Raw genomic sequence first — 26,727 nt, forward strand, 5'->3', positions numbered from 1 at the left:
TCAGCCCAGCAGGCTCGGGTGCGGCTCGGGCGGGCCGCCCAGCGTGTAGCGCTCGGACCGGGGCCGGGAGCCGTCGATGTCGGTGACCCCGAGCAGCGCACCCAGCTCGGCGCCGATCAGGGCCCTGCCGGAGAGGGCCATCAGTTCGCCGGAGGAGTACAGAGCCGCGATCACGCGGCCGGTGAACTGGGGCGACTCCCGCTTCTCGGCCGGCCGGTCCCGCTGGGGCAGGGAGTCCAGGTAGGCGCGGGCGCGTTCGGTGTCGACGTGCCCCATCCACAGGGAGACCGCCGCGACGTGGTGCGGCCGCAACTCCTTGGCCATGTCGGCCGCCAGCTTGTCGGCGCCCGCCTTCTGCGCCCCGTACGCGGGACTGTGGTGGTAGGACACAGCACCGTAGTGACCGGTGTTGACGATGAGACCGCGGCCGTTCGTGATCAGCAGCGGTGCCGCGTGGTAGCTCGCCACATAGTGCGAGCGCAGTCCGACCGTCAGCAGGTCCGCCACCTCCAGGGGCTTCTCCCAGAACCCGGCCGGCGCCGGCGTCCCGACGACCTTGGCGGCGTTGTTGACGAGGATGTCCAGCCGTCCGTGGTCGCGCCGGACGGTGTCGAAGAGGTCCGCCACCGCCTGGTCGTCCCCGTGGTCGACGACCACCGGGATCCCGGTACCGCCTGCCTTGTCGACCAGGGCCGCGGTCTCCGCGACGGTGCCTCCGTACGGCGAATCGGAGGCCGACCGGCTGCGGCCGGTCACGTAGACGGTCGCCCCCTGGCCGCCCAGTGCCTCCGCGATACCCCGGCCGGCGCCCCGGCTCGCTCCGGTGACGACGGCCACGACCGGCCTGCTGTCCGGTGATGCCATGGTGCTTCTCCCTTGCTGGGCGCCTGTGAACACGGACGTGGAAAACACGTAACCGGACACGGTGTCCGCTTGTGTTTTCGACGATATGGACACCGTGTCCGGTTGTCAAATAGGATGATCTCCATGAGCACCCCGCCCCTCGCTGCCAAGCCGCTGCGAGCCGACGCCCGCCGCAACTACGAGGCACTCGTCGCCGCGGGGGAGAAGGTCTTCGGCCGTGACGGCGCGGACGCTCCCATGGACGACGTCGCCAAGGAGGCCGGGGTGGGGCGTGGCACGCTGTACCGGCACTTCCCCAGCAGGGAGCACCTCTTTGTCGCGATCATGAAGGACCGCGTCGACCTCCTGGACGTACAGGCCCGTGAGTTGCTCGGCGCGCCCGACGTGTGGCAGGCGGTGGCGCAGTGGCTGCGCCTGTACGACCGGAGCGCTGCCGAGCACGGCGGGATGAGCATGCGCGTCGGGGCCTGTCTGACCGACGACCGGTCCCCGATGGCCGCGGTCGGTGCCCCGATGAAAGCGAGCTTCGCCCGCCTGTGGGCCCGCGCGCAGAGAGCGGGCGCGGTACGGGACGACGTCGCCGCGGATGAGGTCCTCGCCCTGATCTCCGCACTTCCCAGGCGCCCGGAGCGGGACGTCTCAGCGGACCCCTATCTCGACGTCGTGCTCCGGGGCCTGCGTCCATAGGGGTACGGGACTGGCAGACCCGTAGATCGGTCCATTCGGTCCCGGACGTTTGTCTCTGTCCGGGCATTCCAGGGCGAGCCGTTTCTGGATGCGGCGGGGATTGTGGAAGCCGTCGGCCGCGGCAGCACTCGGTTGGCGTTGGCTTCGACAACCCAGGCCGCGTGTTGGCTTCAATGCCCCAGGCCGCGTGTGGTTGTATCGCGACGGTCGTTCGAGCAGGCCGGGTCTCGACGCCGGGTGATGGTGGACATCCACTCCACAGTAGGGGAATACGTCTCGTGAAAGATAGCAACGAAAATGCGCCTGCGGGGCAATCGCGCGGGAACTTGAGTAGGCGCCGCATTCTTCAAGGGACAGCGGGCACTTTCGGTGCCGCCCTGGCATCCACCGGCATCTATGAGATGATCGACACCTTTGCAGAACCGCCGCAGAGGCCCGCTGCCACCGACAGCCCGCCCAGTCAGGATCAATACATCCTGCAGGACGAGCAAGTGGTCATGGTCAATGGCTCGGGCGTGAAGAGCAGCGATGGCAAGATTGCGGTCCGGGTGCCGGCCCTGCACGATCATGTCATTACCGCACGGCTGAATGTGTCGGCGAATGCCAAGGCCTTGCAGGAGGCGCAGCACCACCTCGAGTCCGTCCTCCTGGGCCTGGAACGCGAATTCCCGCCCACTCCCACAGGGGTGGCCGCCACGGTGGCCTGGGGGCTTCCCTACTTCCACCACTACATCCCAACCCTGGGCAAGGCGTCGGACTTCTTCAGGGCGGGAACAGCTTATCCGGCGTATCTGCCGGTCGATTTGCAGACCTCCAAGAAAGACGGCCGTACTGTATACGCGCTGCAGGAGGCCAGGACGTTCCCCAGCGACCAGCCCCCGCCCGGATTCGGGCCGGTCCGCTTGGAGCAGAATGACGTGGCCGTGCTGCTCCGCAGCGACTCGCTCGCCCATATCAAGGCAGCCAGCAACGCCCTCTTCGGGCCCGGAAGCAACCGAGCGGGCAGCCTGTTCAAGGTGACGAGTATCCGCCAGGGCTTCTCCGGGGGCGGCTTCTACGGGCAGCAGGGCCTGCCGAGCAAGCTGGCGCTGGCGGCTGATATCCCCGGTGCAAAGTCGATTCCTCGAGCGGCACAGGGATTCCTCGGCTTCGCCACCACCCTGAATTCGAATATGGGACCTGGTGTCATCGCCAATCTGGAAACCCTGCCCGGCCTCACCGATCAGTGGCCCAACGGTTACTTCAAACAGGGCACCACGATGCATCTCTCGCATCTGTTCCAAGATCTGGTGACCTGGTACGAAAAGAACTTCCCGCAGTACACGGACCGCGTCCAGGCAATGCTCCATCCCGGCCTCTCACCCGCGCCCGCGGCGGGTACGCTTGCCCTCCAACCGCCAGGTCAAAGTGAGGCCCAAGTGGCGCAGGGGGTTGAGCGATACCACGGTTACGGCCATACGGGGAGCATGTCGGAGGTGGACAGCACCACATCGCCGGAGATCAGCAACTACGGAAAAGCCTATCCCACGGGAACGACCATTCCCGTGCGCGGCGATTTCGATACGCTGGACAATCCGTTCCACTACACGTCCGATCCGACGGCAGACCACTACAGCAAGAAGCCGGCGGCCGGATTGCACTTCATTCAGTTCCAGCCGACGACGGAAATCTTCAATATCGTTCGGCTCTCGATGGACGGCCACTATCCCGACAGGACACTCCCTGTCGCACCGCGCAGCCCCCACGCCGGCATCAACTCGGTCCTGCACACGACCCACCGGCAGAACTATCTGGTTCCACCACGTCGCCATCGCTCCTTCCCGCTCGCCGAGTTCCTTGCCTGACACGAGCCGCGCGGCGCGCCTTGAGAGCTCGTCACCGGCCGGCGGATGACCGCCCCACCGCGTTCTGCGCGTCGACTACCGCGAGTACCGTGTCAGCCAGATCTGCGGCGGACCGTCCGCCACCCGCGTCGACGCGATCCATGCCCAACCTGTCGACGGCATCGATCATGAGTGTCTGGTAGCGCTCCGTGCGGGCCAGGAACTTGTCCATCAGGCGCTGTTCCTCGTCCGTGGCTGCTTCGTAGCGGCCCGCTGCATGGACGCGGGCGCGTACCACGGCGTCGTCCGCGGTGAGCCACACGGCGGCTGTATGCGGGACCTGAAGCCTTGCGACGCGGACGGGCCAGAGTGCCGATCCCTCCAGGACCAGGCCCGTCCGGCCGTGGCCGTCAGCCGAGTAGGTCGTGATCAGCTGTTCGATGCGTGGCCACAGCCGATCGTAGTGGCCGAGAACGGACGTGATCAGTTCGTCGACCGTGAGTGATCCGTAGTGCTCGGCGACGTGTGCCGGCACCTCCCACTCGGGTGTTCTCCAGGGTCGCCCGGGGTGCCGGGCCAGCCCGTCGGTGCTCTGGCACTCGAACCCGAGTTTCTCCGCCACCGTTTCGGCGACGGTCGACTTTCCGACGTTCGACGTCCCGCCGATCAGTACCACCCTCACCTCGTGCACACCGACGACCCTACTGATCAGCCGGTTCGGCTGGGATCACCGGTCGGAACCGGCCAGCAGGCCGATCAGGTAGACCGTGATCGAGCGCTCGAGCGTCGCAGCGAAGGGCGTACGGAGGAATACGAGACTCGGGTCGCTGGCGTAGGCGTCACGCACGGCCGCCGCCGGATGGCTGTGCGTCCACAACGCTCCGACGAGAACGATCGTCATGCTGGCCGCTTCGGCGGCCTCCCGGTCGCCGAGCTCGGGCAGGATCTCCCGCAGCATGCCGGCCAGACCGGCCAGGCCCTCGTGGGCCCCCCGCTTGTATCTCGCGGCCACCTCGGCGGAGACGTTGTGCTCAAGGATGCCGGCCTGGGCGCTGAGCAATTCGCAGAGCATCTTCCGGGACGCGAACGAAGCGGCCAGACCTGATGCCACCGACTCGGCTCTCGTGATCGCGGAACCCGTCCGGTCGACGCAGGCGGGCAGTTGACCATGACTGAATCCACCACCCCTCGGCCCAAGGCCCTGATCGTCCTGTCGTCGGCACGCGTGCTCCCGCTGAGCGAGCCCGCCGGCCACCCCGGGATACCGATCGGGTTCTTCCTCGTCGAACTCGCGGCCGTGATGGCGGAGTTCGAGAGCGAATACGACTTCATCCTGGCCACGCCGGACGGACAACTGCCGCAGCTCGACGTCAATGGACTCGCTCTCAACTTCCACGGGGGCGGAAACCTCGGTCTCGCCACCGCCCGCACCACCATGCAGAGCGGAGTCGAGCGGTTCGGCCCCGAGAAGCTGCGCGAGAAGAACCCGGACCTCCTCAAGCGCCGTGAGACCGAACTCGCCCTCGCCCACCGGCTCCTCGGCCGCATCCTGGTCTCCGAGCCGCTTCCCAGGACCGACGCAGAGGCCATCTCCGTCCGAGGTGATGTCGTCGTCGGCTTCGAGGCGTTGCCGCAGCGCGAGTACCTGTCCATCCAGCAGCTGATCGAACGGCATCGCGATCCCGCGTCCGGCTTCTCGCTGGCAGACCTGGCCTTCGTGCACATGCCCGGCGGACACGCCCCGATGGTCGACTTCCACGACAACCCGTGGATGGGGGAGTTGCTCCACACACTGCGCGAGGTCGACGTCCCGATATCCCTCATCTGCCATGCCCCCGTTGCCCTGACCTCGGCGCGCTACCGGGTCGACGGCGACGGGAAGGTCACGACCGACCTCGACCACGCCTTCAAGGGCGCACGGATCACCACCGTGCCCAAGTACGGCGAAAGGGCGATGCTCGGGTTCCAGTACCCCAAGGTGCCCGGCGAGCGCACGCGCCTGACCTACTACGTCGACGTGGCGCTCAAGGAGGCCGGTTACGACGTCAACCTCGCCCTCAATCCCTCGGCCGTCAAGGTGATCTGGGACGCCGACCACTCCCTTCTGACCGGCAACGGACCCCAGGCCGCGGACGAACAGGCCGCCCGTCTGGCCGAGATCGTGCGCGGCCGGGCGCGCAGCTCCTTGTCACGCATGCGCTAGTCGTACCCGGCCATCACGTCGGGAGTTGAGAGGAGAAACCGATGCGCACAATGAAGTGGGTCCACGGACGTCGGGCGATGGCAGTCGCCCTCGCAGGAGCCGCCGCCGCAGGCTCCGTCGGAATCCCCGCGGCGGCCAACTCCGCACCCCGCTGGTCTCGCACCCCCTCGTCCGCCGGGTCGGCTTCACCGGCTCGGTCGCCCCAGGCCAGGCCATCGGTCGGATCGCCGCCGAGCGCGTCATACCGGTCGCCCTCGAGCTGGGCGGCAACAGCCCGATTCTGGTCTTCGCCGACGCCGACCTCGACGCGGCCGCGAGGGCCGCGGCGATGTCCGTCCTGGTCAATTCCGGCCAGGTCTGCTCCGCGACCACCCGGCTGCTGGTCGAGCGCAGCGTGTTAGGACGAGCTGGTACGTCGTGTCGGCGCGATCCTGGACGGCAAGCGGCCCGGCGAGGACTTCGGCCCGATCGTCACTTCCCCGGCCGTACCGATCCCGAGGACACCCTCAGCGGGTGCCCTCGGGATCGGCTTGCCGTCAGGTGCCCCGTGCGGCCGACACCTTCTCGCCGGCGGTGTCTCCCGCCGCCTTGAGCGTCGGCTGCCGCCGGGGGGTGCGGAGCAGGACCACCGCGACCAGGGCGGCCAGCAGGGTGAGGCTCCCCGCCGTGATCAGGCACAGGCGCATCCCGTCCAGGAAGGAGTCGCCGAGCGCCCCCATCACCTGCCCGGTCCCTGCTCCCAGGTCCAGCGTGGCGACGGCGCCCAGACCGTCCGACTGCGCGACCGAGACGATACGGTCCTGCGTCCCGCCGGTGACCCCCGCGTCGGTGAGGTGACCGGGCAGCGCGTCGAGCGCCCGGGTGGTGAGCAGCGCGCCCAGCACCGCCGGGCCGAGGGCACCGCCGACCTGCCGGAACGCGTTGTTGCCCGCGGCGGCCATGCCGGCCAGGTGGTGCGGCACGGAGGCCACCGCGGTGGCCGTCATGGGGGTCATGACGAAGCCCATGCCCAGGCCCAGCAGGGCGAGCCGCCAGGCGGCCGACGCGAAGGAGGTGTCGGCGGCCAGCCCGGTCAGCGCGAACTGGGCGGCGGCGACGAGCAGCAGACCGCCGGTGATCATCCAGCGGGCGGAGACCCGGTGCATCAGCCGCCCGGCCGGACCGCCGACCAGCAGGGCCGCCCCGGTGACCATCAGCAGCCGCCAGCAGGCCTCCAGGGTGTCCAGCCGCTGCACCATGCCGAAGTAGAGGCTGAGGACGAAGAAGAACCCGATCAGCGCCAGGAAGCTGATCATCGCGACCAGGGTGGTGGCGGTGAAGGCGGGGCTGCGGAACAGGCTCAGGTCCAGCATCGGGCTGTCGCTGCGCCGTTCCGCCAGGACGAAGGCGGCACCGGCGGCCACGGCCGTGAACAGCGCCACCATCACCTTGGCGTCGGTGAACGAGCCGGCGCCGCCCTCGATCACGCCGTAGACCAGCGCGGTGATCGCGAGCGTGGCGGTGAGCTGGCCGGGCCAGTCCAGCCGGCGGCCGTGCGGAGCCCGGGAGTCGGTCAGCTGCCGGGCCGCGACGACGACGGAGAGCAGCGCGACCGGGACGGCCGGCAGATAGATCCAGCGCCAGGAGAAGTGCGCGACCACCACGCCTGCGATCACCGGACCGACCGCCAGGGCCGCCATCAGGCATGTCGCCCATATGCCGATGTACTTCCCGCGCTCCCGGTGGTCCGGCACCACATGGCTGATCAGCGCCAGCGTGGTCGGCAGCAGCGCGGCCGCGCCGACACCGGCCAGGGCCTGCCCGGCCCAGACGACCTCGATGGAGTGCGCGCACAGGGCGGTGACCGCGCCCGCCGCCGAGAAGAGCAGGCCGGCCTGGAACACCTTCTTGCGGCCGTGGACGTCGCCGAAGACACCAGCGGTCAGGATGAACGCGGCCATCGGCAGCACGAACGCGTCCTGCACCCACGACAGCTGGGCCGTCGAGGCGTTCAGCGCCCCCTGCAGGGCCGGCAGGCTCACGGCGACGGTGGTGACGGGAAGATAGGCGACGAAGACGCCCAGGCAGGCCATGACGATCGTGGCCGCCCGCCGCTCGACCGGCGCGCTCGCCGGTGTCGTGACGTTCACGGAGAAACTCCTTCGCGGCGCACCGCACCGCGGTCGAGGCCCCCGGCGAACCCGGCGGCCTGTGTCGTACGGGCTTCCGGTGGGAAGCCCGCCGCCACAGCATCCGGTCCCGCTCGCGCAACCACCAACCAACCACCCCTCCAGCAGGAGAATCCTCCACATCGCTCCCGCACCGTGACAGACTTCCACCATGCTCGACGACGTGGACAGAAAGATCCTCCGTGCCCTGCAGTGTGCGCCCCGGCTGCCCTTCCGCCGGATCGGTGAGGTGGCGGGCGTCTCCGAGCAGACCGCCGCCCGCCGCTACCAGGCGCTGCGCCGCAGCGGCGCGCTCCGGGTGGTGGGACTGGTCAACCGGCGGGTGTACGGCGCCGCGGAGTGGGTCGCCCGCATCCGCTGCCGACCCGACCGGGTCGCCCCGCTCGCCGAGGCCCTCGCCCGCCGCCCCGACATCTCCTGGGCTCATCTTGCCTCGGGCGGCTCGGAGATCATCTGCGTCATCCGCGCGCCGCTCGACATGCCCCGCGAGGACGTGCTGCTCCGGCAGCTGCCGAGGTCCGCCTCGGTCCTGGACGTCAGCATCGACCTGATCATCCACAACTACGACGCTCCCGGCACCGCCGGCTGGACCGGCTACGGCGAGAACCTCGACCCCGAGCAGGTCCGGCGGCTGACCTCGGAGCGGCCGCCGCTCACCCCCGGGCCCCCGCTCCCGCCCGCCGACGAGGACGCCCCGCTGCTGGACGCCCTGGCCCAGGACGGCCGCACCACCCACACCCGGCTCGCCGAACTCACAGGCTGGTCCCTGTCCCGGGTGGCCCGGCGGCTGGAGTCGCTGGAGAGCTCCGGCACCCTTGAGTACGAGGTGGAGCTGCTCCCGGAGCGGCTGGGCCACTGGCTGCACGCGGTCCTGTGGCTGCGGGTGGCCCCCGCCCACCTGGAGCGGGTCGGTGCGGAGGCCGCCCGGCACGACGAGGTCCCCTTCGTCGGGGCCATCAGCGGGGAGCACAACCTGATGGTCACCGTCATCGCCCGCGATCCCGAGGACTTCTACCGCTTTCTCACCACCCGGATCGCCGCGACCCCGGGCATCGACGGCTATGGCGTCAGCATCAGCGTCCACCACCTGAAGAAGGCGGCCTCTCTCATCTCCCGGGGCCGGCTGGTGCCGGCGTCCTCCGTCTAGACGGAGTCCCCGGAGACCACGGAGTCCCCGGCGACCACGGCGGACACGGGAAGCCGCCGGACCCCGTGCATCAGCAGCCCCGGCGCCCACTCCAGGTCGGCCTCCGGCACGGCCAGGGTGAGACTCTCCACGCGCTGGACGAACACGGTGATCGCGACCTCGGCCTCCATCCGCGCCAGCGGAGCGCCCAGGCAGTGGTGGACGCCGTGCCCGAAGGCGAGATGGCCGCCGGCCGGACGCCCGAGGCGGTAGGAGTCCGGCTCCTCGAACCGGGCCGGGTCCCGGTTCGCCGCCGCCAGGGAGACCAGCAGCATGTCCCCTCGTCGCACCGGCACCTCCCCGACCCGCATGTCCTCGGTGGCGAACCGTTCGGTGGCGGTCACCACCGGACTGTCCAGGCGGAGGAACTCCTCCGTCGCCGCGGGGATCAGACCGGGATCGGCGCGCAGGGTCCGCAGCAGGTCCGGCTGCCGGGCCAGGCCGAGCAGTACGGTGCTGATCAGGTTCGCGGTCGTCTCGTACCCGGCGATCAGGAGCAGGAAGGCCATGCCGATCAGCTCCGGGTCGGTGAGCCGGTCCTCATCGGTGTCGACGGCCAGCGCGCTCAGCAGATCAGGTCCGGGGTCGGCCCGCTTGTCCGCGATCAGCTCCGCGAGGTACCCGCTCAGCCATACGTAGGCCTCCTCCCGGTCCGAACCGGCGACCGGGGCCACGACCTGCTCGGAGGCCCAGCTGAACCGGTCCTGGTCCGTCAGTGGCACGCCGAGCAGTTCGCAGATCACGGAGATGGGGACGCGGGTGGCGAAGCCGTCGACCAACTCCGGTGTCTCCTGGGCCAGTACGGCCTCCATCGCCTGGGACGCGATCTCCCGGGTCCACGGCCGCAGGGCCTCGACGCGCTGCGGTGTGAAGGCACGCGCCACCACCTTGCGCAGCCGGGTGTGGTCGGGCGGGTCCACGGTCAGCATGTAGTCGACCCCGACCTCGTCCCGTACCCCGCTCATCAGCCAGCCGGGTTCGAGGCCCGCGCGCTCGCTGCGCTTGGACACCCGCGGATCGGTGAGCACCTCGCGGGCCGCGTCGTACCCGGTGACGAGCAACTGCGGCGGAGCGCCGTCCGGTTCGCAGCGGTGTGCGGAAGCGGAGTCCGTGAGCTTCCGCAGTACCGCATGCGGGTCCGCCTGGAACGCGGGCCCCTCCAGGACGGCTCGCAGCGGGCCGCCCGGGGTGTGTGTGGTCATCGACTTCTCCCGCCCGAACAAATTGCTTTCGTCGGCAAGCATTATGTTCAAGGGGGAGAGTGTCAAGGAAAGTTGGGAATGACTGATGGTCAGAAACTGACCCTCGTACCGCCGTCGACCGTCATCATGGACCCCGTGACATAGGACGCGGCGGGCGACAGCAGGAACGCGGCGGTGCGGCCGAACTCCTCCGGAGTGCCGAGACGGCGCAGCGGGATGCCCGCGGCGGTGCGGTCGGCGTCGCCGGTGATCGACTGGAGTTCGAGGGCGCGGTCGGTCCCGATATGGGCCGGCACCAGACCGAGCACCCGGACGCCCCGGGGGCCGAGTTCCCCCGCGAGGGTCTTCGCGTAACCGGCCAGCGCGGGGCGCAGGGCGTTGGAGGTGGCGAGGCCGGGGATCGGTTCGTACACCGAGGTGGACAGGACGAAACCGATCACCCCGCCCTCGCCGAGCTGCGCGGCGACGGCCCGCGACAGCCGCACCGCGCCCAGAAAGCCCGACTCGAAAGCCGCACGCCACTGGTCGTCGTCGATGGCGTCCGTGGGGCCCGTCGGCGGGCCGCCGACGCTGATGAGCACACCGTCCAGCCCCTTGAACGCCCCGTGCGCCGAGGCGATCAGCCGGTCCGGGGTCCCGGGGTCGGCGTTGTCGGCGACGACACCGACGGCCTGCCCGGGGCCGCCGAGCTCCGCCTCCGCCGCGGCCAGCGAGTGCGTGCTGCGCCCGCTGACCACCACCTTCGCTCCGCCGGCGGTCAGTTCGCGGGCGGCGGCCAGACCGAGGCCGCGGGTGCCGCCCGTGACGATGTAGACGCGGTCCTTGAGTCCGAGATCCATCACTGCTCCCGTTACAGCATCGCCTTCTGGGGCTGGGTGGCCACCACGATGACGGTGGTGGTGTCCGCGGCCAGCGCCGCCTTGAACTCGCGTTGCAGGTCCTCGGTGGTGCTGACGTCGACCGCGCGGCAGCCGAAGCCGCCGGCCAGCGCGGCGATGTCGAGCCCGGGCAGGTCGAGTCCGGGGACGCCCGGGGTCTCCTCCAGCACGGCGAACGACTTGAGGATGGAGTACTCCTGGTTGCGCATCACGACGTAGACGATGGGCAGCCGGTGCTGCGCCGCCGTCCAGATGGCCTGCACCGAGTACTGGAAGGAACCGTCGCCGATCAGTCCCACGACCGGCCGGGCCACGCCCCGCTGTCGGTCGGCCAGGGCGACGCCGACGGCCGCCGGTGTACCCCAGCCGATGCCGCCGCTCGCCGTGGCGAAGAAGGAACCGGTCCGGGTGGTGGGCAGCCACTCGACCTGCTGGGCCATGGTGGACGTCGACTCGTTGACGATGAGCGCGTCCGCGGGCTTGACGCTGCTCAGCGCGGCATAGACCTCCGGCGGGGTCAGCGGGCTGTTCGGTGCCTCCGGGAGCACCCGGGGACGCTCCATCGGCTGCGGAGCGGTCCGCGCGGTGCCCTCCTCGACCGCGCCCAGGAGCTGCTCGATCGCCGCCCTGGGGTCGCCGAGCAGGCTGTCGCCCACGCGCGCGGCCGCGGCGACGTCGGGATTGGCGGTGATCTGGAGGAGCTCGGTGCCGTCCGGCAGGTAGGAGCCCGGGACGTAGGGGTAGTAGCGGAAGACCTCCGCGCCGATCACGACCACCAGGTCGTGTCCCTCCAGTCGGTCGCTGATGGTCTTGACCGACATGCCGAGCGGCCCGCGGAAGAGGGGGTGGTCCTCGGGGAAGGAGGCACGGTCGAGCAGCGGGGAGCCGTAGACGGCCGCGCGCAGTTTCTCCGCGAGGGCGACGGCCACGTCCCAGCCGCCGGCGCGGTCCACCTCCGGTCCGAAGACCAGCGCGGGATTCCTGCTGGCGGAGATGCGGTCGGCGAAGGCACGGAGCCGGTCCGGGTCGGGCAGCATCCGGTCACTGAAGGTCCGCATACGGGTGAAGCCGGACAGCGGCCGCTTCCAGTCGTCCATCGGGATGGACAGGTAGACCGGCCCGGCGGGCGGCTGCAACGCCGTGGCATAGGCCCGCAGGAACGCCTCCGGTACGTCCTCGGCGCGGGCGGGTTCGTACGCCCACTTCACCCACGGCTTGGGCAGCGTGGTGGCCTCGCGGTTGCCCAGGTAGGGCTCGCCGATCAGCAGTTCCCGGTGCTGCTGCCCCGAGGTGACGATCAGTGGGGTGTTGCCGTGGTAGGCGGCCACCAGGTTGCCGACGGCGTTGCCCAGCCCGGCCGAGGAGTGCACGTTGACCAGTGCGGGCCGGCCGGTCACCTGGGCGAAGGTGTCGGCCATGGCGATGACGGAGGCCTCTTGCAGGGCAAGTACGTAGGTGAAGTCCTCGGGAAACTCCTGGAGGAACGTCTGCTCGGTCGACCCCGGATTACCGAAGACGGTGGTCAGTTCGAGAGAACGCAGCAGATCGTAGGTCACGGTTCGGACGGTGGCTTGTTGGGTCATGGCAACCTGCCAGCTTTCGTGCCGGTTCCGGTGGGGGGATGATCCACCTCATCCTGACCCAGGCATGGCCGCCACGCATTCCGTCCGATGACTGACGCGCCTGCTGATACGACGACTGCGTGCCGCCCACGGACCGCCGGCCGCCTCTCGCAGTTCCGGCCTCAGTCGGATGACCGAAGGCGGAACCCGGCGGCCGGGCGGACCCTGGGGTCAGCCGTTGGGTGCGATGAACACCTTCATGACCTCGGCGGAGCGGAGGGCGTCGATGGCGCGCAGTGCTTCCCCCACCGGGGCGATCTCCGTGGTGAGGTCGTCGACCCGGACGGCGCCGCGGGCGAGCAGATCGATGGCGTCGTCGAACTCGGAGCCGTACACGAAGGATCCGCGGATGGTGATCTCCTTGAGCAGTACGACATCGGGGTCGAAGCCGCCGCCGGGCCCCCCGCCCACGTTGACCAGCACCCCAGCGGGGGCCAGCAGCCGCATGGCCTCCGCCCGTGCCGCCGGGTTGCCCGAGCACTCGAACACCACGTCCACCGAGGACTCGGCGAGTTCGGCGCCGGATTCGGCCGGGCTCAGCGTCAGATCGGCGCCCGAGGCCGGGCCGAAGCGGCGGCGCTCCGGGGCCGGTTCCACGAGGACGATCCGGCCGGCGCCCCGGTGGGCGGCGATACGGCAGGCCAGCTGTCCGATCGGGCCGCCGCCGAACACCACGACCGTGGCCCCCTTCAGATCGCCGGCCAGCACCGCCGCGCGCAGGGCCGTGGCCGTCGGCTCGACCCAGGCCGCCTCCAGGCGGCCCATCGACGCGGGCAGCGCCCGCAAGGTACCCGGGAAAACGGCCATCTGCCGGGCGAGGGCGCCGTCCGTCTGGAGTCCGAGCGCGGTCTCCAGGGTGGCCTGCCGGCAGAAGTTGGGGCGCCCCGAGAGGCAGTACCGGCACCGGCCGCACACGTTGCCGTTCGGGTTGACGGCGATTCGCTGGCCCACCTCCCAGCCCTCGACCGCGTCCCCGACGCGGCTGATCCGGCCGGACGGCTCGTGCCCCATGACGAAACCGCCGCGGTAGACCTGCGGCATCTGCGGCGCGTGCAGGTCGGTGCCGCAGATGCCGCACAGGTCGACCTCCACGATGACCTGATCGGGCCGGAGCCCGGGCTCGGGCCTCGACTCCAGCACGATCTTCCGGTCCACACCCAGGACCACTGCTTCCATCACGGCCCTCGCCGCCCTTCCGCCGTTGCCGTGAGCGATTCCGCCCCCGTCCGATGAGGAGCCGAAATGCCCGTCTACACCTGCACCGCAGCACAGGGAACCCTGACAAGTGGGTCGAAGGCCGCGCTGGCGGCCGAGATCACCCGGATCCACGCGGCGATCAACCATGTGCCACCGGGCTACGTCAACGTGATCTTCTCCGAGCCGCCGCCGGACAGCGTCTTCGCCGGCGGGGTGCCGGGGGCCCCGCTGATCGTCAGCGGCTGGGTCCGGCGCGGACACCCGCAGGAGGAGGCGACCCGGCTGGCGCTGGAGCTGTCCTCGGCGGCCGCCCGCGTCACCGGGGTGGCGGAGAGCCACGTCATGGTGGTGCTGGAGGACAGCCCCGCCAGGTCCGCCGTCGAAGGCGGTCAGGTGCTGCCCGAACCGGGCGCCGAGCAGGAGTGGCTGGCCGGCCGCGGCGAGGCGTGACGGCGGGCAGCCGTACCCGGTGACCTGACCGTGTGCCGGCGACACCCCCGCCGCCGGCACACGGCCGTCCGTGGCGCCGCCGGTTACGCGGCGGTGAAGCGCGCGGCTATGGAGGCGACCCGCTTGCCCTGGTACTCGGCGGCGTTGCGGGCGGTGTCGTCGACCGGGATGGCACCCTGGCCGTTGACGTGGCTGGTGCCGTAGGGGTTGCCGTCGACGAACTTCACCGGGTCGGTGTAGCCGGGGGTCACCAGGATGCCGCCGAAGTGGTGGACGGAGTTGTAGAGCGCGAGCAGTGTGGACTCCTGGCCGCCGTGCGCGGTGGCCGTGGCGGTGAAGCCGCTGTAGACCTTGTCGGCCAGCTTGCCCTGCGCCCACAGGCCGCCGAGCGTGTCGATGAACTGCTTCAGCTGGCTGGCGATGTTGCCGAACCGGGTGGGGGTGCCGAAGACCACGGCGTCCGCCCACTCGATGTCGGCCGGGGTGGCGACCGGGACGTCCTTGGTGGCCGCGGCATGCGCCGACCAGGCGTCGTTGCTCGCGATGGCCTCCTCGGGCGCCAGCTCGGACACGCGCAGCAGCCGTACCTCCGCGCCCTCCTTGCGGGCGCCGTCGGCGACGGCCTCCGCCAGCTCGTGGACGGTACCGGTGGACGAGTAGTAGATGACGGCGACCTTGGGAGCCATGGGGAGTTCCTCTCGCTGTGCTGTGGTCTCGGCGGCGGAAGCCGTCGTGGCGCCGGCGGCCGGAGCCGTCGGGCCGGGGTCGGGAAGGGCGGTGGCGGACAGGGAGAGCCGCAGCAGGCGTGCCGCGACCCCCTTCGCCGCGGTCAGCCCGTGGCGGTACCGGTCGACGGTCGCGGAGGCCGAGATCTTCAGTGAGCCGTTCTCGACGGACAGCGCGTCCACCGTCAGCTCGACCGGCGCGCGGGTACCGCGGACGGTGAGGTGGCCCTGGACGACCCAGACGCCGGCCGTGCCCCGGCTCACCCCGGTCGACTCGAACCGGATCCCGGGGTGACGCTCCGCGTGCAGAAAGGCGGGGGAGCGCACGTGATCGTCCCGGCGCGGGGTCCCCGTGTGGAAACTGCCCGCGTCGACGACGGCCGTCACGGCCGACTCGGTGACCGGCTCGGCGATCGTGATGCTCGCCAACTCCACCCGGAAGGTGCCGTTCACCTTGCCCAGGCCGAACATGTGCCGCGTGGTGAAGCCGATGGACGACCGCTCCGGATCGACCGTGTAGGTCCCCGCGGGGGGCAATTCGACGCTCATGCCCTTCTGGCCTCTCGGTTGGCGTCGCGCGGCTGGTCCGCTACGGCGCTGTTGCTTGCCTTGGCAAGTATCTTGACCTCACTGGAAATGCTTTGTCAAGCAAGTAATGATGTGCTTCAGTGGGAGCACCGGGACACTACGGAAGGGAGGCCGGTACATGTCCGCACAGTCACCCGAGCCCATCTGCCCGCTGAACACCGACGAGGACCGTCTCTGGCGTGCGCTGCAGAGGATGCTGGTCGCCCTTCCGCGGGCGCTCGACGAGGACCTGCTCTGCGCCACGGGCCTGTCGCTCACGCAGTACATCGTCCTGATGCATCTCTCCGAGGCCGAGGACGACAGCATGCGGATGACCGAGCTGGCCTCGGCGGCCGCCCTGTCCGCGAGCCGTATCAGCCGGGTCGTGGAGAACCTGCGGGACCAGGGCCTGGTGACCAAGCGGCGCCACTGCACGGACGCCCGCGGGTACGTCACCGAGCTCACCGAGGCCGGCCGGCAGCGCCTGCGGGGCGCCTATCCGGTGCATCTCGCCAGCGCGCGAAAGCGTGTCATGGACCAACTCGACCCCGCTCTGGTCCGGCGGCTGGCAGAGCAGGTGGGATCGGTCGCCCAGCCGCTGCTCGCCCCCTGCGAACGGGGTGCGGGACAGAAGGGGAGCCCCGCGGACCTGGCAGGGACCGCGGCCGAGGCGCCGCCCGTGGCCGAGGAACCCCCCGGGTACCCGGCAGCAGCCTCCAGCTACCGGGAAGCAGTCATTTGACCCAAGCCGGGATGGCGTAGCTGCGCGGAGCATGGGCCCGTTCCGGCTGGACCTGCGCTCTCTGGAGGCACCCTTGCTGAAGGGCTACACCTACCCGCTGTCGCCGCGCGGAGTGGCGAACCTCGCCCCCGCTCCGCCGTGGCACTACGCCGGTGACATCGTCGGCGTCGAGTTCTGGACGGATCCGGCCGCCGCCGCGGCGACCCTCCCCGAGGGGCTGACGCCCGACACCGAGTCCGACGGGCGTGTGGTGGCGCTCTTCGTCGACTGGCAGTTCTCCGGCGGGAACGAGGAGTACCTCGACCCGGTACGCAGCCAGTACCGCGAGTTCATGCTGCTGGTGGACGCCCGGTTCGGTGACGAGCCGGTGTCGTGGTGCCCGTACATCTACGTGGACAACGACCTCGCACTGGCCCGCGGCTGGGTGCAGGGCTTCCCGAAGAAGCTGGGCTCGGTCGCCCAGACCCGGGTCTTCGCGTCGCCCGGCAAGGCGTCACCGTCCCTCGCGGCCGGCGGCAGGTTCGGCGCGTCCCTGTCGGCGGCCGGGCACACCCTCGCGGAGGCCGGGGTGACCCTGGAGCGCCCGGCGGACGACCCCGCGAGCCTGTTCCGGCCCACGGTCAACCTCCGGCACTTCCCGTCGCTGACCGCCGGCCACTACGACAAGCCCGCCGTGCACGAGCTGGTCATGGCCGAGTTCGGGGACCAGGCGCTCGCCGACGTCTGGGTCGGCTCCGGCGACATCACCCTGTTCGAGGCCCGCGGCGAGGAACTCGCGGACCTGGCCCCGGTGCGCACCGGCACCGGCTTCCGCGCCTCGATGTCGTACACCGTGACCGAAGTGCACCGGCTGGGCGAGTAGCCGGACAGGACCGGGAGCGCCCCCGACCTCCGTAACGAAAGGAAGCTGATGCACACCATCGCCGACCTCATAGTCGACGGCCTGCGGAACGCGGGCGTATCCCGGATCCACGGACTGCCCGGCGACTCGCTCAACGGACTGACCGACGCCCTGCGCAGGGATCCGTCGGTGGCCTGGGAGCACTACCGGCACGAGGAGGCGGCCGCGTTCGCCGCCGCCGGCGAGGCGGCGGTCACCGGTTCGCTCGCCGTCTGCGCCGGCAGCTGCGGACCGGGCAACCTCCACCTGGTCAACGGGCTGTTCGAAGCACACCGCAGCCGGGTCCCCGTGCTCGCGATCGCCGCGCACATCCCCGGCGCGGAGATCGGCACCGGCTACTTCCAGGAGACCCACCCCCAGGAGCTGTTCCGGGAGTGCAGTGACTTCTGCGAACTGGCCTCCACGCCCGAGCAGTTCCCCTATCTCCTCGACATCGCGCTGCGGACCGCCGTCGAGCGCAGCGGGGTGTCCGTCCTGGTGGTCCCGGGCGATGTGCTCCAGCACCGGCTCGACCACCCGCGCAGGGCGGCCACCGTACGGCCCACCACGCCGGTGGTGCGCCCCGCCGACGCGGAGATCGAGCAGGCCGCGGCCCTTCTGAACCGGGCCGAGCGGATCACCGTCCTGGCCGGCGCGGGCTGCGCCGACGCCCACGACCAACTCGTCCGGCTCGCCGGGGCGTTGCGGGCGCCCGTCGTGCACACCCTGCGCGGCAAGGAACATGTCGAATACGACAACCCGTATGACGTCGGCATGACCGGACTGCTCGGCTTCACCTCCGGCTACCGCGCGATGGAGCAGTGCGACACGCTCCTGATGCTCGGCACGGACTTCCCGTACCGGCAGTTCCTGCCCGAGCACGCCACCGTCGTGCAGGTGGATGTGCGCGGCGAGCAGATCGGCCGGCGCACCCGGGTGGACCTGGCCCTGGTCGGCACCGTACGGGACACCGCCGAGGCCCTGCTCCCCAAGCTCGCGCCGCGGACCGACTCCAGGCACCTGGACGCGATGCGTGACCACTACGGCAACGCCCGCACCCACCTGGACCGGCTCGCCGTCGACGACCGCAACCGCACCCCGATCCACCCGCAGTACCTGACCCGGATCGTCGACGAACTCGCCAGTGACGACGCGGTGTTCATCCCGGACGTCGGCTCCCCGGTGATCTGGGCCGCGCGCTATCTGACGATGAACGGCCGCCGCCGGCTGATCGGTTCGTTCACCCACGGCAGCATGGCGAACGCGCTGCCCCAGGCGATCGGCGCCCAGGCCGCCCATCCGGACCGGCAGGTGATCGCGCTGTCCGGGGACGGCGGGCTGGCCATGATGCTCGGCGATCTGATCACCCTGAAGCAGCAGCGGCACCCGGTGAAGATCGTGGTTTTCAACAACGGAGCCCTCGGCTTCGTGGAGCTGGAGATGAAGGCCGAGGGCATGGTGAACTTCGGCACCGACCTGGACAACCCGAACTTCGCGGACGTCGCCGAGTCCCTGGGCATCCACGGCAGCAGGGTGGAGCGCCCGGCCGACCTCGCCGACGCGCTGCGTACCGCGTTCGCCCATCCCGGGCCGGCCCTGGTGGAGGTGATGACCGCCCGGCAGGAGCTGTCCGTGCCGCCGACGATCACCTTCGACCAGGCCAGGGGCTTCGCCCTGTACGCCGCCCGTACCGTGCTGTCAGGACGCGGTGACGAACTCCTGGAACTGGCCCGCACGAACGTGGTGCGGCACCTGTCCTCCTAGGAGACGCCGGGGGAGCCGGGGTCCGGGAATCCGATCAGACTCATCACGGCCTGCCGGATGCCCTCCAGGTCGTACTCGCCCAGCGGGATCCCCGAGGCGCGTGAGTCCTTGGTGACCCCGACGAACGCGCCGAACGCCATCGCCAGCAGCACCTGCGGATCACCGGCGCGGGCGGCCCCGGCCGTCCGCGCCGCCCGCAGGATCTCCACCAGCTCGGCGTTGAGCCGGTCGACGACCTCGTACGCCTGCGGCCGCAGATACGAGCCGTGCACCTGGTGCTCCAGGAACGAGAACGCCTGGGGACAGGCCGTGGCGAACGCCACCTGATGCCGCCGGACCAGCCCGATCGCGGTCACCGGGTCGGCCGCGCGCACGGCGTCGGTGACCACCGCGTCGGCGAACGCCGCCTTCGCCTCGGTGAAGACGGCCTCGCCCAGCGCCTGCTTGTTGGGGAAGTAGCGGTAGATCGTGCCCACCGCGACCCCGGCCCGGCCGGCGATCTCGGGCACGTTGGTGCCGTCCCAGGTGCGCTCGTCGAACAACTCCAACGCCGCGTCCATGACCTTCCGGCGCAGTGGGGTCTCGTCGGCGGTTGTCACGGAGGGCGGCATCGTCACGAATGAAACTTCGTTCGAGGACACGATCTTGTCAAGGCGGAGGCCCTGCGCCGACGGCGGCGGTGGGCGTGCGGACCGGAGCCTCCCCGTTGCGCGTCGGCCGTGCGTGCTCTGGAACCATCCCTTCGGAAAGCTACGAAAGGCGGTCACCGATGGCCATGAAGTTCCATGAAGAGCACAGGCGGGGCTCGGACTTCGCACAGCTTCTCCTCGCCAGCCATGAGCGGTTGACCGGCACCCCCTTGTGCCCCTCGGTGTTCCCGGACGCCGAGGAGGCGGCCCGCTGGCTCTACGAGTCCGCGCCCTTCGGGCTGCTCGCACACGATGCCGGTGCGGATCCCGTCTTCGTCTACGCGAACGCGACCGCCCAGAAGTGCTTCGAGTACGGCTGGGAGGAGTTCGTCCGGCTCCCGTCCCGGCTGTCCGCCGAACCGGACGCGCAGGGCGACAGGGACGCCTTCGTGCGGTCGGTGACGGAGCGCGGATTCGCCTCCGGCTACCGGGGGTTGAGGATCGCCAGGTCCGGCCGCAGATTCTGGATAGAGGACGTCACGATGTGGAACCTTCTTGACGCCGACGGCACTTGCCACGGCCAGGCGGCGGTCTTCCCTTCATGGACGGACATCTGATGAACCATCAGTGTTCACGCACTCGACCGCCGACCTGACGGAGCGCGGGCACGAGGTGCTCTTCTACACCGGCATCCGCTTCGAGGACCGGGTCCGCAAGACCGGCGCACGCTTCGTCCCGTACCCCGCGGAGGTGGACATCGACGGAGCCGACCTCAGTGCCACCTTCCCCGAGCGCGATGAGCTCGCCCCAGGGCCGTATGCCGGTCCCTGTCGTGCAGACGCCGTCCGGTATGTGGCTGGTCGAAGAGCCCTCTGTCGAGGTCGCTGGGCGGACGGTGGCGTATTGCCGTGTTTCGTCCGGTGACCAGAGGGCGGATCTCGATCGACAGGTCTCCCGTGTCGTCCAGGGAGCAGGCGGGCTGGGGCTCGCCGTTGCCGAGGTCGTGACCGAGGTCGGGTCGGGACTGAACGGGAAGCGGCGAAAGCTGCACCGTGTCCTGTCGGACCCGGCCGTTGCCGTCATCGTTGTGGAGCATCGCGACCGGCTGGCCCGTTTCGGTGTCGAGCATCTGGAATCGGCGTTGTCGGCTTCCGGCCGGCGCCTGGTGGTGCTCGATCCGCAGGAGACGACCAGCGACCTGGTCCGGGACATCACCGAAGTCCTCACCTCGATGTGTGCCCGGCTGTACGGGCAGCGGGCGGCGAGGAGCCGTGCCGTCCGCGCTGTCGCTGAGGTCACCGCCCCGACGGCAAAGACGACCGGGTGAGCGGGGCGGAGCCTGCCGGGAGCGGGAAGAAGAACCGCCGGGGGTTCGAGGCGCGGCCCGGCTTTCACGTCGTGGGCCACAGACTCGCCCTCGACCCAGGCGCGTCCGCGCTGCAGGCCCTGGCCTCGCATTGCGGGGCGGCGCGGGTCGCCTACAACTGGGCGGTGCGGCATGTGCTGGCGAGTTGGTCGCAGCGCGCGGCGGAGGAGACCTACGGCGTCCCCGAGGCAGAGCGCGTTCCGCGGCGGTCGTGGTCGCTGCCGTCGTTGCGGAAGGCGTTCAACGAGGCCAAACACAGCGACCCGTTCCTGCGCCAGTGGTGGGCGGAGAACTCGAAGGAGGCCTACAACACCGGCCTCGCGAACGCTGCCGCCGCGTTCGACAACTACGCCAGGTCCCGGCGCGGCGAGCGCAAGGGCGTCCGGATGGGCAGGCCCCGTTTCAAGTCGAAGCGGAAAGCTCGCCTGGCATGCAAGTTCACCACCGGCTCCATCCGCCTTGATGACCGGCGGCATATCGTCCTGCCCCGCCTCGGCCGGATCCGCCTCCATGAGGACGTCCAGCCCCTCGTGGACGCGATCGCCGAAGGCGGGACGCGGATTATGTCGGTGACGGTGAGGTTCGAGCGGGGCCGCTGGTTCGCGGTCCTGCAGATCGAGGAACGTCAGACCATCGCCCCTGCCACCCGGCCCGGCACGGCGGTTGGAATCGACCTCGGCGTGAAGACTCTCCTCGTCATGGCGGACTCGGCCGGCGAGGTCCGCGCGGTCGCGAACCCCAGGCACTACGACCAGGCACTCACTCAGCTCCGGAGGGCATCCCGGATCGTTTCCCGCCGACGCGGCCCGGACCGGCGCACCGGACAGGCCCCGTCCCGTCGCTGGGAGAAAGCCAACTCGGTCCGCAACCGGGTGCACCACCGGGTGGCGAACCTGCGAGAGAACCATCTCCATCAGACCACCGCGCGTATCCCCGCCGAGTACGGCACCGTCGTGGTCGAGGACCTCAACGTGAAAGGCATGGTCCGCAACCGGCGTCTGTCCCGCCGTATCTCCGACGCGGCGTTCGGGGAAATTCGGCGCCGGCTCGCGTACAAGACCCAGCGCCACGGTGGACGTCTGATCGTCGCTGACCGCTGGATGCCCTCCTCGAAGACCTGCTCCCGCTGCGGTGTGGTGAAAGCCAAGCTGCCCCTCGGCGTGCGTGTCTTCGAGTGCGACGTCTGCGGACTCGTCCTGGACCGGGACGCGAACGCAGGCCACAACCTGGCCGCCCTCGCGGCGGCCAACCGTAAAACGGGTACCGGAGTGGCCGGAGACCCAGACCCCACCCTGGTGGTGATGCCGAAGCCTCGTGGAGCCAAGCAGAAGACCCGCACCGCCCGAACCCGCAAGGGGACGGGCACGCGGGCGGCTGGCGCAACGCCCCACCAGGGGACGGAAACGAGAGATCGTCGACAGGACACCAGACGCGAGCAACTCGCGCTCTGGTGACACCGTCACGAACCTTCCGGGCGGAAACGCCCGCAATGCTGAGAGTCGCCGAGACTCAAAGCAACGGCGTCTTCACCTCGATGGGCGTCACGTTCCCCGGACCGATCTTCGACGCCATGGCCACGACCCCCGACCTCCTGCTCCAGCTGACCGTCCCGGCCTTCGAGTACCCGCGCAGCGACACGCCGGAGGGCTTCCGCTTCATCGGTCCCCTCCCGGCCTCCTCCGACGCCGACTTCGAACGCCCGGACTGGTGGGCGGAGTTGTCCTCCGACCGGCCGGTCGTCGTGGTCACGCAGGGCACCGTGGAGAACGGCGACCTGATCCAGCTCGTCGTGCCCACACTCCGTGCGCCGGCGGACGCGGACGTGACCGTCGTCGCCGCCACCGCGCGGCCCGCCGGTCCCGACCTGGTGCGGGCGGCGATGGAGGGTCAGGTTCCCGCCAACGTCCACCTCGCCCGGTTCGTGCCCTTCGAGCAGCTGCTGCCGCTCGCCGACGTCCTGGTCACCAACGCCGGTTACGGCGGTGTCCAGACCGCGCTGCGGCACGGCGTCCAGCTCGTCGTCGGCGGCGAGACGGAGGACAAGCCCGAGGTCGCCGCCCGCGTCGAGTGGTCCGGCACCGGCGTCAACCTGCGCACCGCGCGCCCGGAGGTGTCCGCCGTGCGCGCCGCCGTCGGCGAGGTGCTGGGCGACCCCCGGTACCGCAAGCGTGCGAGCGAGATCCAGGGGCAGTACGCCCAGTACCACCCCTTCGACTCGGTCGCCGAGATCGTCGAGCAGGCCTGAGCGCCTTGGTCGGGGGCGGTCCGGCCGGCCGCCGAACAGCCCCTGACGTGCTCCGGAAGCTTGAGACTCCTTGCTTGAGCACGCTATTCTGATCGGATGAGTGAAGACGACCCGCTGACCGCCCACGAAGAACGCTTCTGGCGTGCCCTGATGCGTGTGATCGTCGCGCTGCCGCGCTCGCTGGATGACGATCTGCTGCGGTCCACGGGGCTCACGCTCACCGAGTACGTGGTCCTGATGAACCTCTCCGAGGCCGAGAACCAGGAGCTCCGGATGACGGACCTCGCCTCGGCCACCGCCCTGTCGGCGAGCCGCATCACCCGGGTCGTGGAGGCGCTGCAGAGTCGCGGCCAGGTCGTCAAGCGGCGCTACGAGGGCGACGCCCGCGGCAATGTCGCGACCCTCACCCCGGAAGGGCTCAAGCGCCTCCAGGACGCCTACCCGGTGCATCTGGCGAGCGCCCGCAAGCGGGTCGTGGACCTTCTCGACGGCAGGTCGGTGCCGGCCATGGTGCGCCAGTTCGAAGCGGTGGTGGAGAAGCTCGACTGAGCTTCGCCGGCCTGGCCGACGCCCGCCGGACTGCTAATCTACAAGTGTCAAATAGTGTCGGAAGCGCGTCTCCGGCCCGCCCCTGACCCGGAGAGCAGTCATGCAGCAGCGACCTCGGCCGAGACCGCGGGTATGACCTCGCGACCCGAGAGCCAGGAGCACTGGGCCCGGCTGCGCCGCCAGCTGTGGCGGCCGCCGCGTGCCCACGGTGACCAGCCGCGGCACCGGGTGGTCGGCCCGCTGGAACTCTTCTACGACCTGGTCGTGGTCGTCCTGGTCGCCCAGGCCGCCCACCACCTGGCGGCACATCTCACCTGGCACGGCCTCGCCGAGTTCGCCGTGGTGTTCGCGCTGGTGTGGATCGCCTGGCTCAACGGCACGCTCCACCACGATCTGCACGGCTACGACGACGCCCGGGGCCGCAGTCTCTTCCTCCTGCAGATCCTCGTGCTCGTCCCGATGGGGGCGTTCATCCCCAAGGCCGGCGGCGCGGAGGGCGCCCATTTCGCGGTCAACGCGGGGATCCTGTTCGCCGTCCTGGCCGTGCTCTGGTTCCTGGCCGGACGCGGCAGCTCCGCCGAGTTCCGCAAACCCACCCGGCTGTACGTGGTCGGTACGGCGGCCTGCGCGGCCGTTCTCTTCGCCAGCGCCGGGCTGCCGGCCGACACCCGCCTGCTGACCTGGGGGCTGTTGGCCCTCGCCTTTCTCGCCGGGTTCGCCTGGATGGTCCTCGCGGCCGCTCCGGCCCAGGAATCGGCGCTCGCCCTCACCGACGCGCTCGTCGAGCGGTTCGGGCTGCTCATCATCATCGTGCTCGGCGAGACCGTGACCGGCGTCGTGGACGGGCTGGCGGCCGAGCCGACCACCGTCATGAGCCTCGCGGTCGGGCTCGTGGCGGTGGTGGTCGGATTCGGGGCCTGGTGGACGTACTTCGACTTCGCCGGTCACCGCCCGCCCCGGCGCACCCGCACGGTGACCCTCGGGTGGATGCTCACCCACCTGCCGCTGACGGCGGCGGTGACCGCCATGGGGGCCGCGATGGTCGGCCTGGTCGAGCACGCCCACGCCGACCGCACGCCGGTCGCCACGGCCTGGGTGCTGTGCGGGGGCGTGGCCGTCGTGCTGGCCGCGACGATGCTGGTTGCGATGGGCCTGGAGGCCTGGCGGGACGAGCGGGACCTCTACCGTCCGCTCGCCGGCACCTGCCTCGCCGTGGCCCTCGCGGCCCTGGCCCTGGGCGCCGCGCGTCCCGCGCCGCTCCTGCTCGGGCTGGCGCTCGTCGTCCTGCTGGGCATTCCCTGGGGCCTCGCCGTGGCCCGCCGGCTGGGCCGCGACGAGACACCGGCCCTCTGAACCTCAGGGGCCGACGACGGCCTCAACCGCCGTACACCCGACGGGCGATGTGCTCCGCGATCATGATCGTGGTCGCGTTGGTCACGGTCGACGGCACCTCCGGCATGATCGAGGCGTCCACCACCCGCAGCCCCGCCAGCCCCTTGACGGCACCGGTCTCGTCGACGACGGCCCACCGGTCCTCGGGGCCGCCCATCGGCGCGGTGGACGTCGGATGACCGTAGGTGGCGATACCACTCTCGATCGCCGCCGCCAGCTCCTCGTCGCCGGCCACGGCGTCGCCCGGCACCAGTTCCGCCGCCACCGTGCCCGCGAGGGGCGCGCTGCCCGCGAGACGGCGCACCAGCCGCACCGCCTCCAGCATGCGCCGGCGGTCCCGGTCCGTCGCCAGGTAGTTGTCGTCGATGACCGGGGCGACGTGCGGATCACGGTCGGCCAGCCGCACCGAGCCGCGTGACTCGGGCCGGGTGAGGGCCGCCGCCAGCACCATCGCCCCGCCGGTCGGACTGAACGAGCCGTCCAGCAGCTGGGTGCCCACGACGGCGAGGTCCAGCTCGCCGGGGAGCGCCTCCCGGGAGGCGAGCCACAGATGGGCGGCGAACGCGGACGTCATGCCCTGGTGCTCGGGCGCCAGCGCGAACAGCGAGTGGAAGAACGGGTGGTCCTGCAGACGGCGCCCGACGGGAAGGTCGGCGACCACGTCGATGCCGAGGTCCCGCAGATCCGCGGCCGGGCCGACGCCGGAGCGCAGCAGGATGGCCGGGCTGCCGTACGTGCCCGCGCTGAGCACCACCTCACCGGCCCGGTGGACGGTGCCCGACGCGTCGACGACACCGCGCGCCCTGCCGTCCTCGACGAGCACCCTGTCGATCGTGGTGTCACTCAGCACCGTCAGATTGCGGCGGCCGCGCACCTGTGGCGTCAGATACGCCAGGGCGGTGTTGCGGCGCACCCCGTCGACAATGTTGACCGGGTAGGCGCCGGTGCCGTCCTGCCGTTCACCGTTGAAGTCGTCGTTGCGCCGATGGCCCAGGCCCGCCGCACTGTCCACGAACGCCCGCATCGGGGACGTGAGTTCCTCGTAGGTCCACTGGCGGATCGGGAAGGGGCCCGTCCGCCCGTGGAAGGCGTCGTCGCCGGTCGGTGTGTTCTCCAGGTCCCGGAAGGTGGGCAGGACCTCCTCGTACGACCAGCCCTTGATGCCGTACCGCTCGCCCCAGGCGGCGAAGTCGGCGGCCCGCGCCCGGATCGCCACACCGGCGTTCACCGCGGAGCTGCCGCCCATGGCCCGGCCGCGCGGGGCGGCGATGCTCGGGGCGCGGTCGGTGGCACGCGCGCTGTAGCCCCAGTCGTGGTCGGGGTCGGCCAGCAGGTGCGGGGTCAGCAGCCCCTCGGGGACCCGGTCGGCGGGGTAGTCAGGACCCGCCTCGATCAGCAGGACGGTGCGCCGCGGATTCTCGCTGAGCCGGGCGGCGAGCACGGCACCGGCGGAGCCACCGCCGACGATGACGACATCGGCCTCGTGGTGACCGGCGTGGTCGCTCGTGATGGTCATCTGAAACTCCTTATCTCTTGCTTCAGCAAGCAAATAAATAGTGATGGCGGTCTCTTGCGGTGTGCACGTCGG

Annotated in this window: 26 protein-coding genes and 1 pseudogene; 15 read left to right on the forward strand and 12 right to left on the reverse strand. The window is 70.6% G+C overall.

All coding sequences use genetic code 11. The features are described 5' to 3' along the window. A complete protein-coding gene (locus ACGFZQ_RS47775) occupies window positions 1-864 on the reverse strand; it encodes an SDR family NAD(P)-dependent oxidoreductase (protein ID WP_393845794.1) in 864 nt (287 codons plus the stop codon). 123 nt (window positions 865-987) lie between these two features. On the opposite strand from ACGFZQ_RS47775, the gene ACGFZQ_RS47780 reads away from it, so the two are divergent. Together ACGFZQ_RS47780 and ACGFZQ_RS47785 are read left to right on the forward strand one after the other, a co-directional pair. Further along, the gene (locus ACGFZQ_RS47780) at window positions 988-1,551 is read left to right on the forward strand and encodes a TetR/AcrR family transcriptional regulator (RefSeq protein WP_393845795.1); all 564 of its coding nucleotides are present in this window, start codon (window positions 988-990) and stop codon (window positions 1,549-1,551) included. Between the two features lie 401 nt (window positions 1,552-1,952). Continuing rightward, window positions 1,953-3,395, forward strand: a complete 1,443-nt coding sequence (locus ACGFZQ_RS47785) for a hypothetical protein (RefSeq protein ID WP_393845796.1) — start codon at window positions 1,953-1,955, stop codon at window positions 3,393-3,395. 31 nt (window positions 3,396-3,426) lie between these two features. Here the strand turns inward: ACGFZQ_RS47785 and ACGFZQ_RS47790 are convergent, their stop codons facing one another. After that, window positions 3,427-4,050: a hypothetical protein gene (locus ACGFZQ_RS47790; RefSeq protein WP_393845845.1), complete on the reverse strand. Its 624-nt coding sequence runs from the start codon at window positions 4,048-4,050 to the stop codon at window positions 3,427-3,429. Between the two features lie 51 nt (window positions 4,051-4,101). Next, entirely contained in the window at window positions 4,102-4,485 is a 384-nt protein-coding gene (locus ACGFZQ_RS47795; protein WP_393845797.1) for a hypothetical protein, read from the reverse strand. Between the two features lie 57 nt (window positions 4,486-4,542). Here ACGFZQ_RS47795 and ACGFZQ_RS47800 point away from each other — a divergent pair, with 57 nt between their 5' ends. Further along, entirely contained in the window at window positions 4,543-5,577 is a 1,035-nt protein-coding gene (locus tag ACGFZQ_RS47800; RefSeq protein ID WP_393845798.1) for a hypothetical protein, read from the forward strand. Between the two features lie 55 nt (window positions 5,578-5,632). Beyond that, entirely contained in the window at window positions 5,633-6,169 is a 537-nt protein-coding gene (locus ACGFZQ_RS47805; protein ID WP_393845799.1) for an aldehyde dehydrogenase family protein, read from the forward strand. On the opposite strand, the gene ACGFZQ_RS47810 is transcribed toward ACGFZQ_RS47805, so the two are convergent. Then, window positions 6,114-7,706: an MFS transporter gene (locus ACGFZQ_RS47810; protein ID WP_393845800.1), complete on the reverse strand. Its 1,593-nt coding sequence runs from the start codon at window positions 7,704-7,706 to the stop codon at window positions 6,114-6,116. The two genes, ACGFZQ_RS47805 and ACGFZQ_RS47810, sit on opposite strands and share 56 nt — an antisense overlap. A 190-nt stretch (window positions 7,707-7,896) precedes the next feature. Between ACGFZQ_RS47810 and ACGFZQ_RS47815 the strand changes: the two genes are divergently transcribed. Then, the gene (locus ACGFZQ_RS47815) at window positions 7,897-8,892 is read left to right on the forward strand and encodes an Lrp/AsnC family transcriptional regulator (protein ID WP_393845801.1); all 996 of its coding nucleotides are present in this window, start codon (window positions 7,897-7,899) and stop codon (window positions 8,890-8,892) included. Here the strand turns inward: ACGFZQ_RS47815 and ACGFZQ_RS47820 are convergent. From ACGFZQ_RS47820 to ACGFZQ_RS47835, 4 genes are all read right to left on the reverse strand, one after another. Then, complete coding sequence (locus ACGFZQ_RS47820; RefSeq protein WP_393845802.1) at window positions 8,889-10,133, reverse strand: cytochrome P450; 1,245 nt, start codon at window positions 10,131-10,133, stop codon at window positions 8,889-8,891. The genes ACGFZQ_RS47815 and ACGFZQ_RS47820 overlap by 4 nt on opposite strands. Before the next feature lie 89 nt (window positions 10,134-10,222). Then, window positions 10,223-10,972: an SDR family NAD(P)-dependent oxidoreductase gene (locus tag ACGFZQ_RS47825; RefSeq protein WP_393845803.1), complete on the reverse strand. Its 750-nt coding sequence runs from the start codon at window positions 10,970-10,972 to the stop codon at window positions 10,223-10,225. Between the two features lie 11 nt (window positions 10,973-10,983). Beyond that, the gene (gene mdlC / locus ACGFZQ_RS47830) at window positions 10,984-12,567 is read right to left on the reverse strand and encodes a benzoylformate decarboxylase (RefSeq protein WP_393845804.1); all 1,584 of its coding nucleotides are present in this window, start codon (window positions 12,565-12,567) and stop codon (window positions 10,984-10,986) included. A gap of 237 nt (window positions 12,568-12,804) precedes the next feature. Then, entirely contained in the window at window positions 12,805-13,809 is a 1,005-nt protein-coding gene (locus ACGFZQ_RS47835) for a zinc-binding dehydrogenase (RefSeq protein WP_393845805.1), read from the reverse strand. A 66-nt stretch (window positions 13,810-13,875) separates the two neighbouring features. On the opposite strand from ACGFZQ_RS47835, the gene ACGFZQ_RS47840 reads away from it, so the two are divergent. After that, window positions 13,876-14,280, forward strand: a complete 405-nt coding sequence (locus ACGFZQ_RS47840; RefSeq protein WP_351733605.1) for a tautomerase family protein — start codon at window positions 13,876-13,878, stop codon at window positions 14,278-14,280. A gap of 83 nt (window positions 14,281-14,363) precedes the next feature. On the opposite strand, the gene wrbA is transcribed toward ACGFZQ_RS47840, so the two are convergent. Next, window positions 14,364-14,966 carry an NAD(P)H:quinone oxidoreductase gene (gene wrbA, locus ACGFZQ_RS47845; protein ID WP_351698795.1) on the reverse strand — a complete coding sequence of 201 codons (603 nt, stop codon included), beginning with the start codon at window positions 14,964-14,966 and terminating at the stop codon, window positions 14,364-14,366. Between the two features lie 144 nt (window positions 14,967-15,110). Continuing rightward, window positions 15,111-15,554, reverse strand: a pseudogene (locus ACGFZQ_RS47850) (YceI family protein); the annotation flags it as partial. A 157-nt stretch (window positions 15,555-15,711) separates the two neighbouring features. Between ACGFZQ_RS47850 and ACGFZQ_RS47855 the strand changes: the two are divergent. From ACGFZQ_RS47855 to poxB, 3 genes are read left to right on the forward strand one after another with little or no spacing between them, the layout of a single operon-like run. Then, a complete protein-coding gene (locus ACGFZQ_RS47855; protein ID WP_393845806.1) occupies window positions 15,712-16,314 on the forward strand; it encodes a MarR family winged helix-turn-helix transcriptional regulator in 603 nt (200 codons plus the stop codon). Between the two features lie 31 nt (window positions 16,315-16,345). Continuing rightward, entirely contained in the window at window positions 16,346-17,176 is an 831-nt protein-coding gene (locus ACGFZQ_RS47860; RefSeq protein WP_393845807.1) for an acetoacetate decarboxylase family protein, read from the forward strand. Between the two features lie 48 nt (window positions 17,177-17,224). Next, window positions 17,225-18,958: a ubiquinone-dependent pyruvate dehydrogenase gene (gene poxB, locus ACGFZQ_RS47865; RefSeq protein ID WP_393845808.1), complete on the forward strand. Its 1,734-nt coding sequence runs from the start codon at window positions 17,225-17,227 to the stop codon at window positions 18,956-18,958. Here the strand turns inward: poxB and ACGFZQ_RS47870 are convergent. Continuing rightward, window positions 18,955-19,557, reverse strand: a complete 603-nt coding sequence (locus ACGFZQ_RS47870) for a TetR/AcrR family transcriptional regulator (RefSeq protein WP_393845809.1) — start codon at window positions 19,555-19,557, stop codon at window positions 18,955-18,957. The genes poxB and ACGFZQ_RS47870 overlap by 4 nt on opposite strands. Before the next feature lie 176 nt (window positions 19,558-19,733). On the opposite strand from ACGFZQ_RS47870, the gene ACGFZQ_RS47875 reads away from it, so the two are divergent. From ACGFZQ_RS47875 to ACGFZQ_RS47900, 6 genes are all read left to right on the forward strand, one after another. Then, window positions 19,734-20,204: an MEKHLA domain-containing protein gene (locus ACGFZQ_RS47875; RefSeq protein WP_393845810.1), complete on the forward strand. Its 471-nt coding sequence runs from the start codon at window positions 19,734-19,736 to the stop codon at window positions 20,202-20,204. 179 nt (window positions 20,205-20,383) lie between these two features. Further along, entirely contained in the window at window positions 20,384-20,914 is a 531-nt protein-coding gene (locus ACGFZQ_RS47880; RefSeq protein WP_393845811.1) for an IS607 family transposase, read from the forward strand. A 71-nt stretch (window positions 20,915-20,985) separates the two neighbouring features. Further along, window positions 20,986-22,407, forward strand: coding sequence for an IS607 family element RNA-guided endonuclease TnpB (gene tnpB, locus ACGFZQ_RS47885; protein WP_393845812.1), 1,422 nt, complete (start codon window positions 20,986-20,988; stop codon window positions 22,405-22,407). Window positions 22,408-22,442: 35 nt separating this feature from the next. Continuing rightward, window positions 22,443-23,198 carry a glycosyltransferase gene (locus tag ACGFZQ_RS47890; protein ID WP_393845813.1) on the forward strand — a complete coding sequence of 252 codons (756 nt, stop codon included), beginning with the start codon at window positions 22,443-22,445 and terminating at the stop codon, window positions 23,196-23,198. A gap of 96 nt (window positions 23,199-23,294) precedes the next feature. After that, on the forward strand, window positions 23,295-23,747 hold the full coding sequence (locus tag ACGFZQ_RS47895; protein WP_351733585.1) for a MarR family transcriptional regulator: 453 nt from the start codon (window positions 23,295-23,297) through the stop codon (window positions 23,745-23,747). 132 nt (window positions 23,748-23,879) lie between these two features. Then, window positions 23,880-25,100, forward strand: coding sequence for a low temperature requirement protein A (locus ACGFZQ_RS47900; protein ID WP_393845814.1), 1,221 nt, complete (start codon window positions 23,880-23,882; stop codon window positions 25,098-25,100). 22 nt (window positions 25,101-25,122) lie between these two features. Here ACGFZQ_RS47900 and ACGFZQ_RS47905 read toward each other — a convergent pair whose 3' ends face one another. Then, window positions 25,123-26,655 (reverse strand): GMC family oxidoreductase, encoded by a 1,533-nt coding sequence (locus tag ACGFZQ_RS47905; protein WP_393845815.1) that lies wholly within the window; start codon window positions 26,653-26,655, stop codon window positions 25,123-25,125. Window positions 26,656-26,727: the final 72 nt, after the last annotated feature.

This window comes from Streptomyces sp. NPDC048254, assembly GCF_043201895.1.
In the GTDB taxonomy this organism is placed as follows: Bacteria; Actinomycetota; Actinomycetes; order Streptomycetales; family Streptomycetaceae; genus Streptomyces.